The 14,554-nt window shown below is 35.5% G+C and carries 12 protein-coding genes; 11 read left to right on the top strand and 1 reads right to left on the bottom strand.

The window, feature by feature from the left end:
- Positions 1-24 precede the first annotated feature (24 nt).
- The gene (locus EHV10_RS10800; protein WP_128674807.1) at positions 25-864 is read left to right on the top strand and encodes a hypothetical protein; all 840 of its coding nucleotides are present in this window, start codon (positions 25-27) and stop codon (positions 862-864) included.
- Between the two features lie 200 nt (positions 865-1,064).
- On the opposite strand, the gene EHV10_RS10795 is transcribed toward EHV10_RS10800, so the two are convergent.
- The gene (locus EHV10_RS10795) at positions 1,065-2,312 is read right to left on the bottom strand and encodes an immunity 26/phosphotriesterase HocA family protein (RefSeq protein ID WP_128674664.1); all 1,248 of its coding nucleotides are present in this window, start codon (positions 2,310-2,312) and stop codon (positions 1,065-1,067) included.
- Positions 2,313-2,628: 316 nt separating this feature from the next.
- On the opposite strand from EHV10_RS10795, the gene EHV10_RS10790 reads away from it, so the two are divergent.
- The 10 genes from EHV10_RS10790 (at position 2,629) to EHV10_RS10745 (ending at position 14,547) form a co-directional block, all read left to right on the top strand.
- Entirely contained in the window at positions 2,629-3,867 is a 1,239-nt protein-coding gene (locus EHV10_RS10790) for a CpaF family protein (protein ID WP_128674663.1), read from the top strand.
- The gene (locus tag EHV10_RS10785; RefSeq protein WP_128674662.1) at positions 3,867-4,670 is read left to right on the top strand and encodes a type II secretion system F family protein; all 804 of its coding nucleotides are present in this window, start codon (positions 3,867-3,869) and stop codon (positions 4,668-4,670) included. Before EHV10_RS10790 ends, EHV10_RS10785 begins: the two co-directional genes overlap by 1 nt.
- Positions 4,671-4,674: 4 nt before the next feature.
- Complete coding sequence (locus EHV10_RS10780) at positions 4,675-5,529, top strand: type II secretion system F family protein (protein ID WP_128674661.1); 855 nt, start codon at positions 4,675-4,677, stop codon at positions 5,527-5,529.
- Positions 5,530-5,595: 66 nt separating this feature from the next.
- The gene (locus EHV10_RS10775) at positions 5,596-5,832 is read left to right on the top strand and encodes a hypothetical protein (RefSeq protein WP_128674660.1); all 237 of its coding nucleotides are present in this window, start codon (positions 5,596-5,598) and stop codon (positions 5,830-5,832) included.
- Positions 5,833-5,854: 22 nt separating this feature from the next.
- On the top strand, positions 5,855-6,541 hold the full coding sequence (locus EHV10_RS10770; protein WP_128674659.1) for a TadE/TadG family type IV pilus assembly protein: 687 nt from the start codon (positions 5,855-5,857) through the stop codon (positions 6,539-6,541).
- A 4-nt stretch (positions 6,542-6,545) separates the two neighbouring features.
- Positions 6,546-10,379 carry a DUF5702 domain-containing protein gene (locus EHV10_RS15015; protein ID WP_243116128.1) on the top strand — a complete coding sequence of 1,278 codons (3,834 nt, stop codon included), beginning with the start codon at positions 6,546-6,548 and terminating at the stop codon, positions 10,377-10,379.
- A 31-nt stretch (positions 10,380-10,410) separates the two neighbouring features.
- Positions 10,411-11,244, top strand: a complete 834-nt coding sequence (locus tag EHV10_RS10760) for a hypothetical protein (RefSeq protein ID WP_128674658.1) — start codon at positions 10,411-10,413, stop codon at positions 11,242-11,244.
- A gap of 45 nt (positions 11,245-11,289) precedes the next feature.
- Complete coding sequence (locus tag EHV10_RS10755) at positions 11,290-12,603, top strand: hypothetical protein (protein WP_128674657.1); 1,314 nt, start codon at positions 11,290-11,292, stop codon at positions 12,601-12,603.
- A gap of 12 nt (positions 12,604-12,615) precedes the next feature.
- Positions 12,616-13,245, top strand: coding sequence for a prepilin peptidase (locus EHV10_RS10750; protein ID WP_128674805.1), 630 nt, complete (start codon positions 12,616-12,618; stop codon positions 13,243-13,245).
- 9 nt (positions 13,246-13,254) lie between these two features.
- Positions 13,255-14,547 (top strand): WG repeat-containing protein, encoded by a 1,293-nt coding sequence (locus EHV10_RS10745; protein ID WP_128674656.1) that lies wholly within the window; start codon positions 13,255-13,257, stop codon positions 14,545-14,547.
- Positions 14,548-14,554: the final 7 nt, after the last annotated feature.

Genomic DNA, 14,554 nt, shown 5'->3' with positions numbered 1-14,554 from the left:
TGCCTTTTGGGCGAAATTAAGAAAATGAAGAATGTAAAAAGAATGTTGCTTATCGGTGTATTGGCTACAGCAAGTATTATCGGAAGCGGATGTGGCAAGTCTGATACAAGTACAGGAAGTACCGCAAATAGTGAAACTACTGCAAAAGAAAGTAAGGTGGAAGAAACTACAAAAAAAGCCGCACAGAAAAATAAGTTTGAATATCCTATAATACTTGGAACTATAGGTGGCATGGACCTTATGGCGGACCGTGAGTTCCCCAAAGCAGGTTATTTTCCGGCAGGTGGGATTATATTAGGATTTGAAGAGAATAAAGGAGAACTTGCATCTGGTTTTTATGAACGTGAATGTACTGATAAAAGAGCTGCAGAAGAAACTTGGCATGTAGAATACAGTGAGGATCTAGAAAAAATACCGAATTCAATGAAGGGATTAAAAACCTTATGGGATGATTTTGTATCGGATGGAAGAATGTACAAAATGCATTCCGGACAACAGTATGAAGTGATTGTAGATAATACTGAAAAGGTTAACTATAACGGTGTAGACTTTATAAAGGAGGAGGGGCGTATAGATATAACAAGAAAAGATCCTTCCGATACTAATTACCCTGAACTGGTAAGGGGCAAATATATAGCATATTATTACTTCAGCCCTGAAGGAGCAGGTGCATATCCTGCTGATGACCTTAATGGCTATGGAATGGGAATGGCTATATGGGGTGTAAGACCTGTAGATATGTCAGATGAAGCTGAAGCGAAGACTATGGAAGAAAATTATGAAAAACTAAAAAAATCAACTAAAGCTTCTATGGAAACACTTATAAGTTTAGATGACTATTGGAAATTAACAAGTCAGAAATAATTAGGTGGTTAAGTATCCTATACGCTTTAAAGAATTATTCAACTATTCAGTAGAATGATTCTCCAAGCGCAGATGATTATTGTAGATTGGATAAATAGTCTTGACTTAAGTGATTTCACTTATCATAGAATAAAATAAAGATATCCTGACAAATACAAGGCATTTTGGCTTTGGAGATTTGTCAGGATATTTTTTCTATATCATAATCCATAATCCTTTCGAATGTCTGTAAAGACTTCATTTATATTTTTTGTTCGTCCGGATTGCATATCCGCATATCCCTTTTCCAATTCATCATTAAATTTAGATTCTTTCAAATTCTCCTCATAACTTTTATCCGCATCAAGTCCGAAAGCTTTAAATACTTTTCTTTTGAGTTCTATATGATCGGGATTTTTTAAATCAGGTATATTCTTCTTATTGTATTTCTCCCAAAACGGAGAATTGGATTTTGCTTTGATACATTCGTTTAATTTATAGGTATCTATTACAAAACCTATGCCTTCTCTTCTGAGAGTCTGAGGACCTATGTTTAATTCTTTGATAAGCTTCAGATAATCGGGTAGCGGAATTTCTTTATAAATAAGACCATATTGTAGGTATGCAATATCGGGATCTGTAGCGCTTATACTTTCGCTGACTGAAATAAACATATCATTTTCTTCCGGTCTCAAAGGTAAATTCCCTAAAATAACGGCTTCACCATAGTAAAAAATATTATCCATAACAGCCTGTGAAGGTAGAGCCGGGCATTTTGATAATTCTATTAAATCAATATTTTTATTATCACTTATCTTATGATAGACTTTGATTATTAAGGGTTTCCCCATAAGATGGGCTAATCCGTAATTCTTATTCCTTTTAAAATTTTCATCTTTGCGCAGTTTGGCGACATCAAGTAAAATTCTACCAAATCCCCATTCTCTTCTTGAGAGCTTAAAAGCAAAGAAATCCCCTTCTTTAAATTTACAATGTTTTCTTTTGGTGCTTTTAAATTCTTCTATTTCTTTTAAATCCTCTTCAGTAGTTTCTTCTATCCATTTATTCAGCCATTTTTTCAAATCATCAATTGTTATATTTTCGTTTTCAGTAAAGCTTTCCGAATAATAAGTCCTTTGTGTAGTGTAGTTTGCAATAATTACCTGATTTGTAGAAAAGGTAAAATAAGTTCCATAGGGTGAAAAAGATTGAACTGCGGTATAATTAAACTTTTTAATTTTACCTCTTTTAGTTTTTGGAAGTATCATTGTACGGTTTTCTGTTGTTTTTTCATTTAATTCAGATTCATGATAATAGTTTTCACTGACTGTTATCTCTTTTTTAATTATATCATCTTCAAAATAATGATAAATATTGTCATCAAATTTTACAAGTTCCCAGTGTTCTTCTACAGGATTAAGCCCAAGATATTTTCTTTGTTCATTATTGAGTTCAAATATTAAATTCATTTTAACCTCCATGTTTATCTGTATTATAGCATATGGATTTACTGTACTAACCCGGCATTACATGTCGAAAATTATTAAGGTTTTCTTACGTCAGAGCGTGGTTTTTTAGAAGATAACACTAAAATTTACAATGTGTTTTTATATAGTATAAACAATGAATTAAGGTATGAGAAAAAAACATTCACAAAGATGATAAATCTATATTGACACTAAACTGTTAGGCAGATATAATCGTGGCATAAAGTTTTTTGCAAATTGTAGTTAATACGTAGAATAGATTAGATATAATTGTATATTATGTTTAAAGGAGAGCAGCATGAACGATTTGGAACGAAAAGCTTTTTTATATCAAGCGAGAGAATACATATCTAAATATTTCGATTTAAGCAGGTTAAAGGACGAAGAGCTTTATTCAAAAATAGAAAAGCTGGTCAGTGAGCAATTGGGCGATGTCTATATTTCAATCAGAGAAAGAGTAAATTTAACAGATGAGCTTTATTCATCAATAAGAGGTCTGGGGCTTCTTGATATGATTATAAAAGATGATGATATCACAGAGGTTATGATAAACGGTACGGATGAAATCTTTATTGAGAGAAACGGAAAGATTGAAAAGTTGAAACAAAGTTTTGACAGCCAAAGAAAACTGGAGGATATAATACAACGTATTGTAGGAAGAGCCGGTAGAGAGGTAAATCAATCAAATCCTATTGTGGACACAAGGCTTCCGGACGGATCAAGAGTGAGCGTGGTTTTACCTCCGGTAGCATTAAAAGGACCTACTTTAACTATTCGTAAATTCTCAAAGACACCTATGACGGTGGAGCAACTCATAAAATATAAATCCATTACACCACAAATAGCCAAGGTTTTAGAAACATTGGTAAAAGCAAAATACAATATCTTTATAAGCGGAGGTACAGGAAGCGGTAAGACCACTTTCTTAAATGCCCTATCTAATTATATTCCCAAAACAGAAAGAGTGATCACGATAGAAGACTCTGCCGAACTTCAAATAGTCGGTATAGAAAATCTTGTAAAGCTTGAGACCAGAAACTCTAACTCCTCAGGTAAGGGAATGATTACAATAAGGGATCTTATAAAGACATCTCTAAGAATGAGACCTGAAAGAATTATAGTAGGAGAGGTAAGAGGTGCCGAGACACTGGATATGTTGCAGGCAATGAATACAGGACATGACGGTTCACTTTCCACAGGACATGCTAATTCCACAAAAGATATGCTTAGCAGAATGGAGACTATGGTACTTATGGGTGCAGAAGGTTTGCCGCTGGAAGCTATTCGTCAGCAGATATCTTCGGCGGTGGATATAATTATACATCTTTCAAGACTCAGAGATCACAGCAGAAAGACCATGGAGATATCGGAAGTTATGGGATTAAAAGACGGTGAGATAGAACTGAATCCTCTGTATGTATTTGAGGAAAGTGAAGAAAGCACAATGGATAAGGTAGTAGGAGAGCTTAAGAGAACAAAGAATCCTTTAAAGAATACATTTAAACTTAAACTCATGGGATATAAAGGAGTTATTTGATGATAAAAAGAATACTAAAGAGTAAGCCGGATGTTTATACAGAAAATCACGGTCTAATGGGAAATGCCGATGATTACCATATATATCATATGAAGTGGATTGATTATATTATAGGTTTTTCATTGGGATTTGTACTTGGATTTGTAGTAATTATGGTCTTCTTTAGAATATTCAGTGTTTCTTTAATATCAGGAATTATTTGTGGAATCCCCGCTATAAATTTTTTTAGAAAATACAGAAAAGAAAAAAGACAAAGAGATTTGCTTGTTGAATTTAGAGATCTGCTTGAGGCACTTACAACATCTTATTCCTCAGGAAAGAATACTATGGAGGCATTTGCAGAAAGCTATCAAGACCTACTAAGTCTTTATGGAGAAAAATCGGATATTGTAAATGAAACCCGAATAATAATAGCCGGAATGACAAATAATATAATTATTGAGGATCTCTTAAAGGACTTTGCAAACAGATGCGGACTTGATGATGTTGCAAGCTTTGCGGCTACCTTTGAGTCGGGTCTAAGACAGGGCGGAGACATCAGGCAGGTTGTATGGGACAGCAGAAAGATAATCAATGACAAGATAGAAATTGAGATGGAAATCAAGACCATTCTTACAGAAAAGGAAAATGAATTAAATATTATGATGGTAATGCCTATTGTAATAATGATTGCACTTAGCGGAATGGGAACTATGTCCGCGGCGGCAAATACGGCTTTTACAGTAATGGTAAAGATATTTGCCATAGGATTGTTTGCGGGAGCCTATATGATGGGAAGAAGGATAGTGAATATAAGGATGTAAAAATATGATAGTAATGATATTGGTAACAATATTTGCATTGTTTGTACTCTACTTGCATTTCAGATTCAGTAAAAAATTTGTGGATATACTATCGGGAATACCAGATGGAGAGTATCCGATGTCTGACATATATTATATCGGATTCGGAATTATGGAGCTGATACATTTTGACATGAACAGTAAAAATGCCAAAGGAAAGATAAAGCTTATTTCAGAAATATATGGAAAACAATACGGACCTTATTATTTTTATATATTAAGAGGTGGGCAGATAACATTCGGAACAGTGCTTACATTACTTATGTTTATGATAACGGGAATAAGCGGTAATTTTAAACTGGTAATGGCGGGAGTTGCGGTAAGCGCAATGATGATATGGTATTTGGATGAATTATTAAATGATAAGATAAACTCAAGAAGGGATGAGCTTTTAAGGGATTATCCGGGAATGTTATCAAAGCTTACTCTGCTTGTAAATGCAGGTGTACCTATACGAGAGGCATGGACAAAGGTGGCAGCTGCAAATGAAGGGATTTTATATAAGGAAATGCGAAACACCGCCTTGGAACTTAGTAACGGAATTCAGGAGGTGGAAGCTTATAAGACTTTTGGAGAAAGATGCTCTATAAAGTCTCTTAGAAAGTTTTCGACAATGATGATACAGAATCTGCAAAAAGGAAGCGGTGAAGTGGTTGTTTTTCTTAGAGATATGAGCAATGAAGCTTGGGAAGAGAAAAAACATGAAGTAAAAAGAAAGGGTGAAAAGGCAAGCAGTAAACTCATAATGCCTATAGGGCTTATATTTTTAGGTGTACTCATTTTGATAATGGTGCCTATGTTTGCCGGTCTTAGATTTTGATGTTTGAGCTGAAAGTCGACTAAAGCTTTTACATAACTAAAAACTTTCAAAGAGAGGAGAAACAAAATGGAAAAAATGTTTGAACTTATTGATCTGTTTTTTATTACACAGACAATGAAACTTAACGGAGCCATTGAGGCTTTTAAGAAAGAAGAGCGTGGAGCATCGGACATGGTTGCGGTTATGGTACTTATAGTTATCATAATAGCACTTGCAACTTTATTTCATGGCAGGCTTAAGGACATAGTCGGCCAAATACTGGATAACCTTAGCGGTTTTGTCAGTACTAACAGTGCACCGTAAAATATGGGGCTGAGGAGGAGATATGCAAGGTGAAAACAATCGTGGTACGTTGATGGTAGAAGCGGCAATAATATATCCGTTATTCATATTTACTATAATTGCAATGCTTATCTTGGGGCTTTTAAAGCTTGAGCAGACTTTGGTACAGTTTGCCGGTACAAAGATTGCCTCACAAGCTGCAAGAGACGGAGCATACCCGGGGTACGAAAAATATATTGCACCGATAAGCAGCGGTATAGATATAGATGTAATGAGTTTTCCGGGTACTGAAGGAGTTGACAGTTATTATAAAGAGAGAGAACTTTATGCAGGTTTTTTCAGAAGTAAGGATGAAATAGGAAACGGTTTTGAAGAAAAACTGAATACGCTTTTATATAAATATACCATGGTTAGCGGTTTGAGTGTAGATTCCGATATAGAGTTCACCGGGATAATAACACCTACAGTAAAGGTAAATATCAAGTACGGCATCAAATTGCCTAAAGGATTGAGTAAAGCACTTAAAAATGTAGGTGTTCCGGAAAATATTGAGCTTAAGGAATCAAGCTATGCATTCTCCTCCAATGCAACGGAATTTGTCAGAGACATCGACCTGGGTGCAGATCTTATTGATTTCCTCTTAGAGAGATTTAACTTGAAGGAAAGGGTCGATGTCTATGTAAATAAACTAAAGACATTAAGAGATAAACTGGGTGGGACAGGCAGGTGACAATATGAAAATCTTTTATAACAAACATGGTTCACTGACCATATTTATGTCACTTATCTTAACAGTGGTTATAATATTTACCACTGTTTTGGTTGATGGCGGCAGAATAATACTTGCCGGAAATATAGTATCGGGTGCGGGAGATATGGCACTTAATGCCGGATTGACCTATTATAATTCGGTTCTTCAGGATACATATGGGCTATTTGCCATTTCAAAGGATATGAATGATTTAAAGAAAAATCTTGAAGTGTATTTCGATGCTACATTGAAAAGCAACGGCCTGCATGATCAAGGCCTGGTAAAAGAGCTTGTTGATATTGCATTATCAGGAAGCGGTGGAAACGAAATTTCAGATATTATGCAAATGAAGCTGACTGACGGAAGTTTTGAGGTAAGTCAGGCGGCAGGTGCAAATCTTTCCAATGCAAATGTGCTTAGGGCACAGGTGCTTGATTATATGAAGTTTAGAGCACCGGCGGTGATAGGGTATGGATTTTTGGAGAAGATGAATATCTTAAAATCTTTACCGGATCAGCAAAAGGTATTGGAAAACAAAAGAGATTACGAAAAAAAACTAAAGGACATTCAAGATCTTTGCTTAAGAATATATGCTCTTTCAAGAGAGTATGAGGATTATTTGATAAATCCCACAGGTAATTTTAAGACTCCAAAGGAGATAAAGGATGATATTTATGTCTTAGGAGACAATAATTTTAAATATGCCACAAGAGATGCACTGGCATATGTACAGGTGGAAAAGCTGTCAAAACTTGAGCAGGATAAATATTGGCGTAACAGTAATAATGATGCGCAAGGTGGCGATATTCATTATTCAATGGAAAATTTTGAAAACGATATAAGTGAATTAAAAACAGACTTTCATATGGTTACAAGTTCTTTATCATATGGAGGTTGGATATCAACGCCAAGAGGGAATGCTTCTTTAGAGTACAATAGATTCGGCGATTATGTGAATTATTATAATCGATATAAGACTGAGGTATATGAATTTCAAACTGTAGTTAAAAGATTTAATCTTGCACAGGATCATTATAATAGCGAGAAAACCAGAATAAATGGTGAAATTGCAAGTTATATAAGTAAAAGTGATGAAGAAAATGACTACAGCACGGAAATTGCAAGTTTAAAAGCAGAATTAAGGGATTTGGAGGCAGATTGGAAAAATATTAAGGAATGGTATGATAAAAAATTTGTAGGTGATTGGGCACAAACAGGCGTAAATGAGGTTGTACCTGATAATTACGGCAGTTCGGAACTATCAAGCGCTCCTTTAGGTCCAAACTATAATGTAAACAATCTTAGAGATAAGTACATGAACGATCTTAAAAATGATATTAAACTTCTTGCCACACCTCAAATGAGAACTGCAAGAGAGTATTATCTGTGGTTTACAGGACTTAAAGAGAAAGCTGAAGGTGTTCGAGGTGAACTCTTAAAACTTAATACAGCGGCTAAGGAGTTGAAGGATATAGCCAATAACTGGGATATCAATATCGGTAATCTGGCGGAGTCGGGTGTAAAAAATGATATGCGTCAGGATTATAACACAAAGACAAAGGCGGTTATTGAAGGTTATGTCAATGAAATGACAAAAATATTTGAGAGATCGATAGACTATTCAAATAAAGTAATAGCAAATCTGGAAAAATTTGAATATGCAGGGATACATTCGGCTACATCAGATGATACAGATGACGGTTGGGTGAACAGTATAATATCATATGTATCCGGATTGACAAATACGGACACATTGGCTACAAACAGCGAAATTGAGTCAAAGCAGGAAGCGATACATACATTGGGAGCTTATATTCCTACAGAGGACAGCAGACTTGTATTCCTGGATTTTGAAAATAATATTCCTCCCAAGATACAAAAGGTAGTTGAAACTAATGAAGAAGAAAAGGGATATAAAGTTGTGGACTCCGAATTTGGATATATAAATCCAAGACTGCGAAATTTTATTGGAGTAGAGTGCTATGATATGGATTCGGTAACTTCCGGTATGACAGACACAGACGGAAAGTATTATGTAGATCCGCTTTTTGCATTTCTTGAAAGAAACAGTGTGGCGACAAAACCGGAAGGTGATTCGGAGCAGAAAAATAAGAGAGATGAGATGATTAACGGCTCACATGTTGATAATACTCCGGAGCCTGTGCAAATAAGTCCGGTAAAAATAGCAAATGTGATGAATATAGGTGCTCAGGCCGCACAGATAATGAATTCAAATACATTGGAATCACTACAAAGCGGCGGTGATAAGGAATTGGCCGATAATGCTTTGAAGACATCAAAAGAAGCTGTTTCGGGATTTGACAGAATCGGAGACATACTCGTAGGCGGAAGAGATAAGCTTTATCTGATGGCATATACTACGACAATGTTCAGCTGCTATACAACTAACAGAGAAGAGGGTGGTATCACTAATGAAAAGACTTTATCGGGAGTACCTTTCAGTGAAAAGAACAATGAAGCTTACAGAGCTGAGCAGGAGTATATACTTCTTGGTAATCCTGAATTGAATGAAAATGTGTCAGGTGTACAAACAAGAATATTCGGTATAAGGCTTTTATTAAATTTAATATATGCATATACAAGTGACAGTGCTCTAAGAAATGAGACATTTGCAATGGCTACCGCCATTGCAGGTTGGACAGGATTTGGAGTACCGATAGTGCAGAATGTATTACTGATTGCAGCAGCATTGACTGAAAGTGCGTTGGATATCAATGACTTGGTGTCGGGAAAGTCGGTACCGCTTTATAAAAATCCTAATGTATGGAGATCAAGATTCAGCGGTATGGCTCAAGCCGTGGCACAGACAGCTGCAAGTCAGCTGTATAAGAAGATGAATGAGTATACGGATGATATGAAAGATGATTTCAATACTACACTGGAGGATTATGTAGACAATATGGTGGATACGTCTACGGATACAATTATAACGTCAATACAGACGCCTATACAGGAGAAAGTGTTATGGTGTATGGCACAGGTTGGAGATGCAAGAGACGGGCTGGAAGAAAGACTTAAAGCTGCACTAAAGGAAAGTTTTGACCGGATACAGGCTGATTTGGAAGCTGAAGTTTCAACCGGAGGTTTGGTTGCACAGGCAAAGCTTATGGCATTTAAGACTATTAACACAAATGACAGCCGTGATAAGCTTGTAGAGGCTGTTATGCAGACATCAGGTATTACAAGTGAAAATGTCAATCAACTAACAGATAGTATAAATGAAAATATTAAAGATTATTTTAAAAAAAGAAAAAAGGGCTTAGTTGATACTATAAATTCTGTTATTGATAAGAATCAGCTTAAAGAAAAACTAAAAACTAGTGTAGGAAGCGCTCTTGATGCTGCAAACAGTAATGCTCAGGAAGCAATAAATAATAAGATAAATGAATTCAATAAAGAGTTTGAAGGCGCAGGTGGAGATGCTCTGAGTATAGGAGAGGGCAAGGATAAACTTGAACTTAACGGATTTGATAAGACGAAGGCAAGTACATTTAATATGAGCTATAAAGATTATCTTATGGTTTTTCTGGCTATACAGTATTTAATTGATGAGCAGAGTGTAATCTGCAGGATGGGAAATCTTATACAGACTAACGCAAGTAAGGAGGGTTCACTCTACTATGCAGGAGAGGGATTTTCTATGCAGGAAGCTACAGTACTGTTACAGGTAGAAGCTAAGACGCAGATAAAACCTGTATTTATACATTTGGATGCGTTTAATTTCAAAAATGAAAAATTTAATTTAAACGGTAAATTTGGATACCCTATAGATTATAAAGGTGTATTGGGATACTAAAAGGAGGTTTGGCTATAAGCCAAAAAAGATTATGAAAAATATAAAAAGAACTTTACTTATAGGTATATTGGCTACAGCAAGTATTATCGGAAGCGGATGTAGTAAGTCTAATACAAGTACAGATAGTACTTTTACTAATGAAAGTACAGCAAAAGAAAGCAAAGTTGAAGAGACAAGTAAAAAGCAGCCAAAGAAAAATAAGTTTAACTATCCCATAACTTTGGGAACCATAGGTGGCATAGATCTTCAAGCAGATAGTGAGTTCCCTAAAGCAGGTTTTTTTGAAACAAATGATCTTGTATTAGGATTTGAAGAGAATAAAGGAGAGCTTGCATCTTGTTTTTATCAACGTGAATGTACAACTAAAAGAGCAGCAGAAGAAACCTGGCATGTGGAATACAGTGAAGATTTGAAAAAAATACCGGATTCAATGAAGGGATTGAAGACTTTATGGGATGATTTTGTAACAGATGGAAGAATGTACAAAATGTATTCAGATCAACAGTATGAAGTAGTAGTAGATAATACTGAAAAGGTTACTTATAACGGCGTCGACTTTATAAAAGAGGAAGGTCACATAGATGTAACAAGAAAGGATCCTTCCAATACTAGATTTCCTGAACTTGTAAGAGCCGGATATATAGCATATTACTATTTCAGTCCTGAAGGAGCAGGTGCATATCCGGCTGATGATAATCAAGGCTATGGAATGGGAATGGCAATATGGGGTGTACGACCTGTTGATATGTCAAATGAAGAAGAAGCAAAGACTATGGAAGAAAATTATGAAAAGTTGAAAAAATCAACAAAAGCTTCTATGGAAACACTTATCAGCTTGGATGATTATTGGAAATTGGATAAATAGTTTTAATTGGAGTAGTTTTATCCGGCCACACTAAGGAGCAAACTAATGGATAGATACAGGCAAAGAGGTTTTATTACGGTGGAAGCAAGCCTTATACTTATGATTTTTATCTCATCGTATATTGCCATTTTAAGTATGATTAATGTTTACAGGGCGTATACAAGTATACAAAATGCTATAGATCAAACTGCGAAGCAGGTATCCGAGTATGCTTATATAGCAAAGAAACTTGGAGTACATAATATAGGACAGGGTGCATCAAGTGAGGCGGGTGAATTCACCGATAAGACAAAGAAAATGCTTAATACTGTACAGGTATTTTTCAATGCCAGTGCGAACGGTCTTGAAAATGCCACTGATGTGACTTCAAATATATTGGATGAAGGAACAGAGCAATATCCTGAAGATATATTATCTCAAATGAACAGTGTGGGGCAGAGTGCACAGGAGATATATGATGCAGGACAGGCAATGCACACTTCCGTTACCGACTATTTCTCTGATGAAAAAGCAATTTTTAACGGAATATTGGCGGTAATAAAAGACGGTGCATATGATGCTGTAAAACTGGCCGTTGCAATGCCGATAAGTAGAGCCGTGACCAATAAGTATTTACAGAGTTTTCCAAACGGATATTTAGAAAAGTTGGGAGTACAGGGTGGAAAAAGCGGTATAAATTACTGGGGCTCAAGCTTCTTTTTGGATATGCAAAGTATTGAAATAAGTGCAACATATAAGATGAGAATACCCTTACCGTTTATAGATAAATTTGATTTTGTATTAAAAAATACGGCATCCACCAGAGCGTGGATTGGAGACGGAAGCTTTAATGAGCCTAATGAGGCAGGAGGAGCTGTTGCAGGTGCCGCACTTGAAGACGGTGCAGAGGATATACCGGGGGAAGCAGATGATTTTGATAATGTAACTCCGGTAGTAACACCAAGCAACAGGTTAAATATACCGGCTTCGGTATGGGATAAGAGCACCAAAGAGAGAGGTGAGGAGATAAGCAATTACAATAATACCGTTGTAAAGAGAAATCTGGATTCAAGAATATACAAAAGTATAAGTATATTTAATGAAGAAGAAGGATATATAGCCAGAACTCATAGCATGGATACCGATTTAATAGAATATCAGGACGGTAAAAAATTTTTAAGTGCGATAAAAAAAGATATGAAAAGACTTAAAGATTTCAGCTGGGAAGGCAACATTACAGCTGAAAAATATAATAAAAAATATTATTACCTTGTAGTAAGAAATAAAGAGTTGAGTATTGATCAGCAAAAGGCAATAATTCTCGCAACGGAATATGCAAGAGAAAACGGCATGGAGCTGAAACTATATACGACAGAATAGGAGATACATGTGATAGCGAACTTGATTTTTTGCGTGGTTTTTATGTTGATAACATATACTGTTACACTGTATATGTACAAGAAAAGATATGGCAATATTTATTCAAGGCAAAATGTACTTTTGGTAATTACATATTTGATGATAGGGATTACTATAGGCATCCTGTATAGGATTTACGCTTACGATATTTTTAGATCATTTAAGGCTTTGACTGTAATATCAGTTTCTTTAATTATTGCAGGAATTGATTACAGAGAAAAGATAATACCGAATGAGGCGGTTGTATTTATACTTAGTGTTGCCTGTATATTTATTTTGATAAATGTATTTACAAATACAATTGAGGCATTGGCAATATTTATAGATTCTGCTGTTGCAATGCTGATAGGCAGCGGTCTTTTTGCCATAAGTAAGGCAATCAGTAAAAACGGTGTCGGAATGGGTGATATAAAACTTGTAGGTGCACTGGGATTTTACTTAAGAACTTATACTTTAATGGGTGTATTGATAGTATCACTTGTATCCATTGCATTATACGGTCTGTTTAAGGTGTTTACAAAAAAGGCAACTACAAAGGATGAAATACCTTTTGCACCTTTTATTGCTTTCGGTGTAACTGCATGTATGTTACTGGGATTTTAGGAGCTGTATATGACAATGAAAAAGATATTGGTACCTGCAATAATCTTACTGTTGGTACTTGGCTGGGGCAATATAATAGGCGGCAATGCAAGGGAACGCAAAAAATACAATGAACATATGTCAAATGCGAAATCTTTTGATGAAAAAGAAATTTATATAGATGCCCTTGATCAATATAAGAAGGCACTGGAATTTACTAAGGATAAGCTGCCGGTAGAAGAGGCGATTCTTGATGATTATCTCAATTTAAAGAAATATAAAGAATTTGAGAAACAGGGAAGTATGATTTTGGAAAATTATAATTATCCGAAGGAAATAACAAAAAAGATCGTCGATTACTATATGGAAAGAAAGCAAAGTGCAAATGCTCTGAAAGTTGTAAATGCTTATCTTGAAAGACAACCGAATGATGATAATTTTTTGGAATTGCAGGGCAAGCTTAGAGGTGTATATACGGAAATCTATTTTGCCGGAGCTTCTATAGATGAATTCTACAACGGATTTTATGTATTCACAAACAATGATAAAAAGGGACTGATGAAGTCGGACGGAAGTGAAAAGATAAAGTCTCAATATGATGAGATATTACCATATGGCAAGGAGCCAAATTATGCCGCCGTTTGTAAAGACGGTGAGTGGTATTACATAGAAAAAAACGGATATAAAAAGCTTTTACCTGAATTCAAAGTGGATTTGCTTGGTGTATTTGGAAACAAGTTGGCTCCTTATAAGACCGGAGAAAAGTATTCTTATATTGACGAGTTCGCAAAAAAAGCCACCGAGTTGACCTATGATTTTGCAGGAGGATTTGCAAATAAGAGGGCGGCGGTAAAAAAGGATGGTAAATGGGCCATTATAAAAAATGATTTTTCGCAGGTTACAGATTTTATATATGATGATGTGATAACGGATGATTTCGGATTTGCGACTTCACAGAATGTATATATAGCAAAGCTTGACGGTAAGTATCATATTTTTGATTTGGACGGAAATATGATTGGAAGTGAAGGTTTTGATGATGCAAAAGCCTTTGTATCTGATGACACTGCAGCGGTTAAAATAAATAATAAATGGTGTTTTGCAAATAAGAACGGTGAAATTGAGTTAATGACCGAATATAAGAACGCAAAATCTTTTTCAAACGGTTTTGCCGCTGTATATGACGGAAAAAATTGGGGATATATAAATAAAAAAGCCACAGTAGTTATTGATTTAGAGTTTAGTGAAGCAGGCTGCTTTAACAGTATCGGTGTGGCAGCTGTGAAAAAGGGAACTTGGAAATTTATTAAGCTTGTAGAATAGGAGGTTT

Source organism: Lachnoanaerobaculum gingivalis, assembly GCF_003862475.1.
GTDB classification, from domain to species: Bacteria; Bacillota; Clostridia; order Lachnospirales; family Lachnospiraceae; genus Lachnoanaerobaculum; species Lachnoanaerobaculum gingivalis.
This window is presented reverse-complemented; position numbering and strand designations above follow the sequence as displayed.

Coding starts and splice junctions, on each gene's coding strand:
- EHV10_RS10800 (WP_128674807.1), top strand. CDS start 25: ATGAAGAATGTAAAAAGAATGTTGCTTATCGGTGTATTGGCTACAGCA.
- EHV10_RS10795 (WP_128674664.1), bottom strand. CDS start 2,312: ATGAATTTAATATTTGAACTCAATAATGAACAAAGAAAATATCTTGGG.
- EHV10_RS10790 (WP_128674663.1), top strand. CDS start 2,629: ATGAACGATTTGGAACGAAAAGCTTTTTTATATCAAGCGAGAGAATAC.
- EHV10_RS10785 (WP_128674662.1), top strand. CDS start 3,867: ATGATAAAAAGAATACTAAAGAGTAAGCCGGATGTTTATACAGAAAAT.
- EHV10_RS10780 (WP_128674661.1), top strand. CDS start 4,675: ATGATAGTAATGATATTGGTAACAATATTTGCATTGTTTGTACTCTAC.
- EHV10_RS10775 (WP_128674660.1), top strand. CDS start 5,596: ATGGAAAAAATGTTTGAACTTATTGATCTGTTTTTTATTACACAGACA.
- EHV10_RS10770 (WP_128674659.1), top strand. CDS start 5,855: ATGCAAGGTGAAAACAATCGTGGTACGTTGATGGTAGAAGCGGCAATA.
- EHV10_RS15015 (WP_243116128.1), top strand. CDS start 6,546: ATGAAAATCTTTTATAACAAACATGGTTCACTGACCATATTTATGTCA.
- EHV10_RS10760 (WP_128674658.1), top strand. CDS start 10,411: ATGAAAAATATAAAAAGAACTTTACTTATAGGTATATTGGCTACAGCA.
- EHV10_RS10755 (WP_128674657.1), top strand. CDS start 11,290: ATGGATAGATACAGGCAAAGAGGTTTTATTACGGTGGAAGCAAGCCTT.
- EHV10_RS10745 (WP_128674656.1), top strand. CDS start 13,255: ATGACAATGAAAAAGATATTGGTACCTGCAATAATCTTACTGTTGGTA.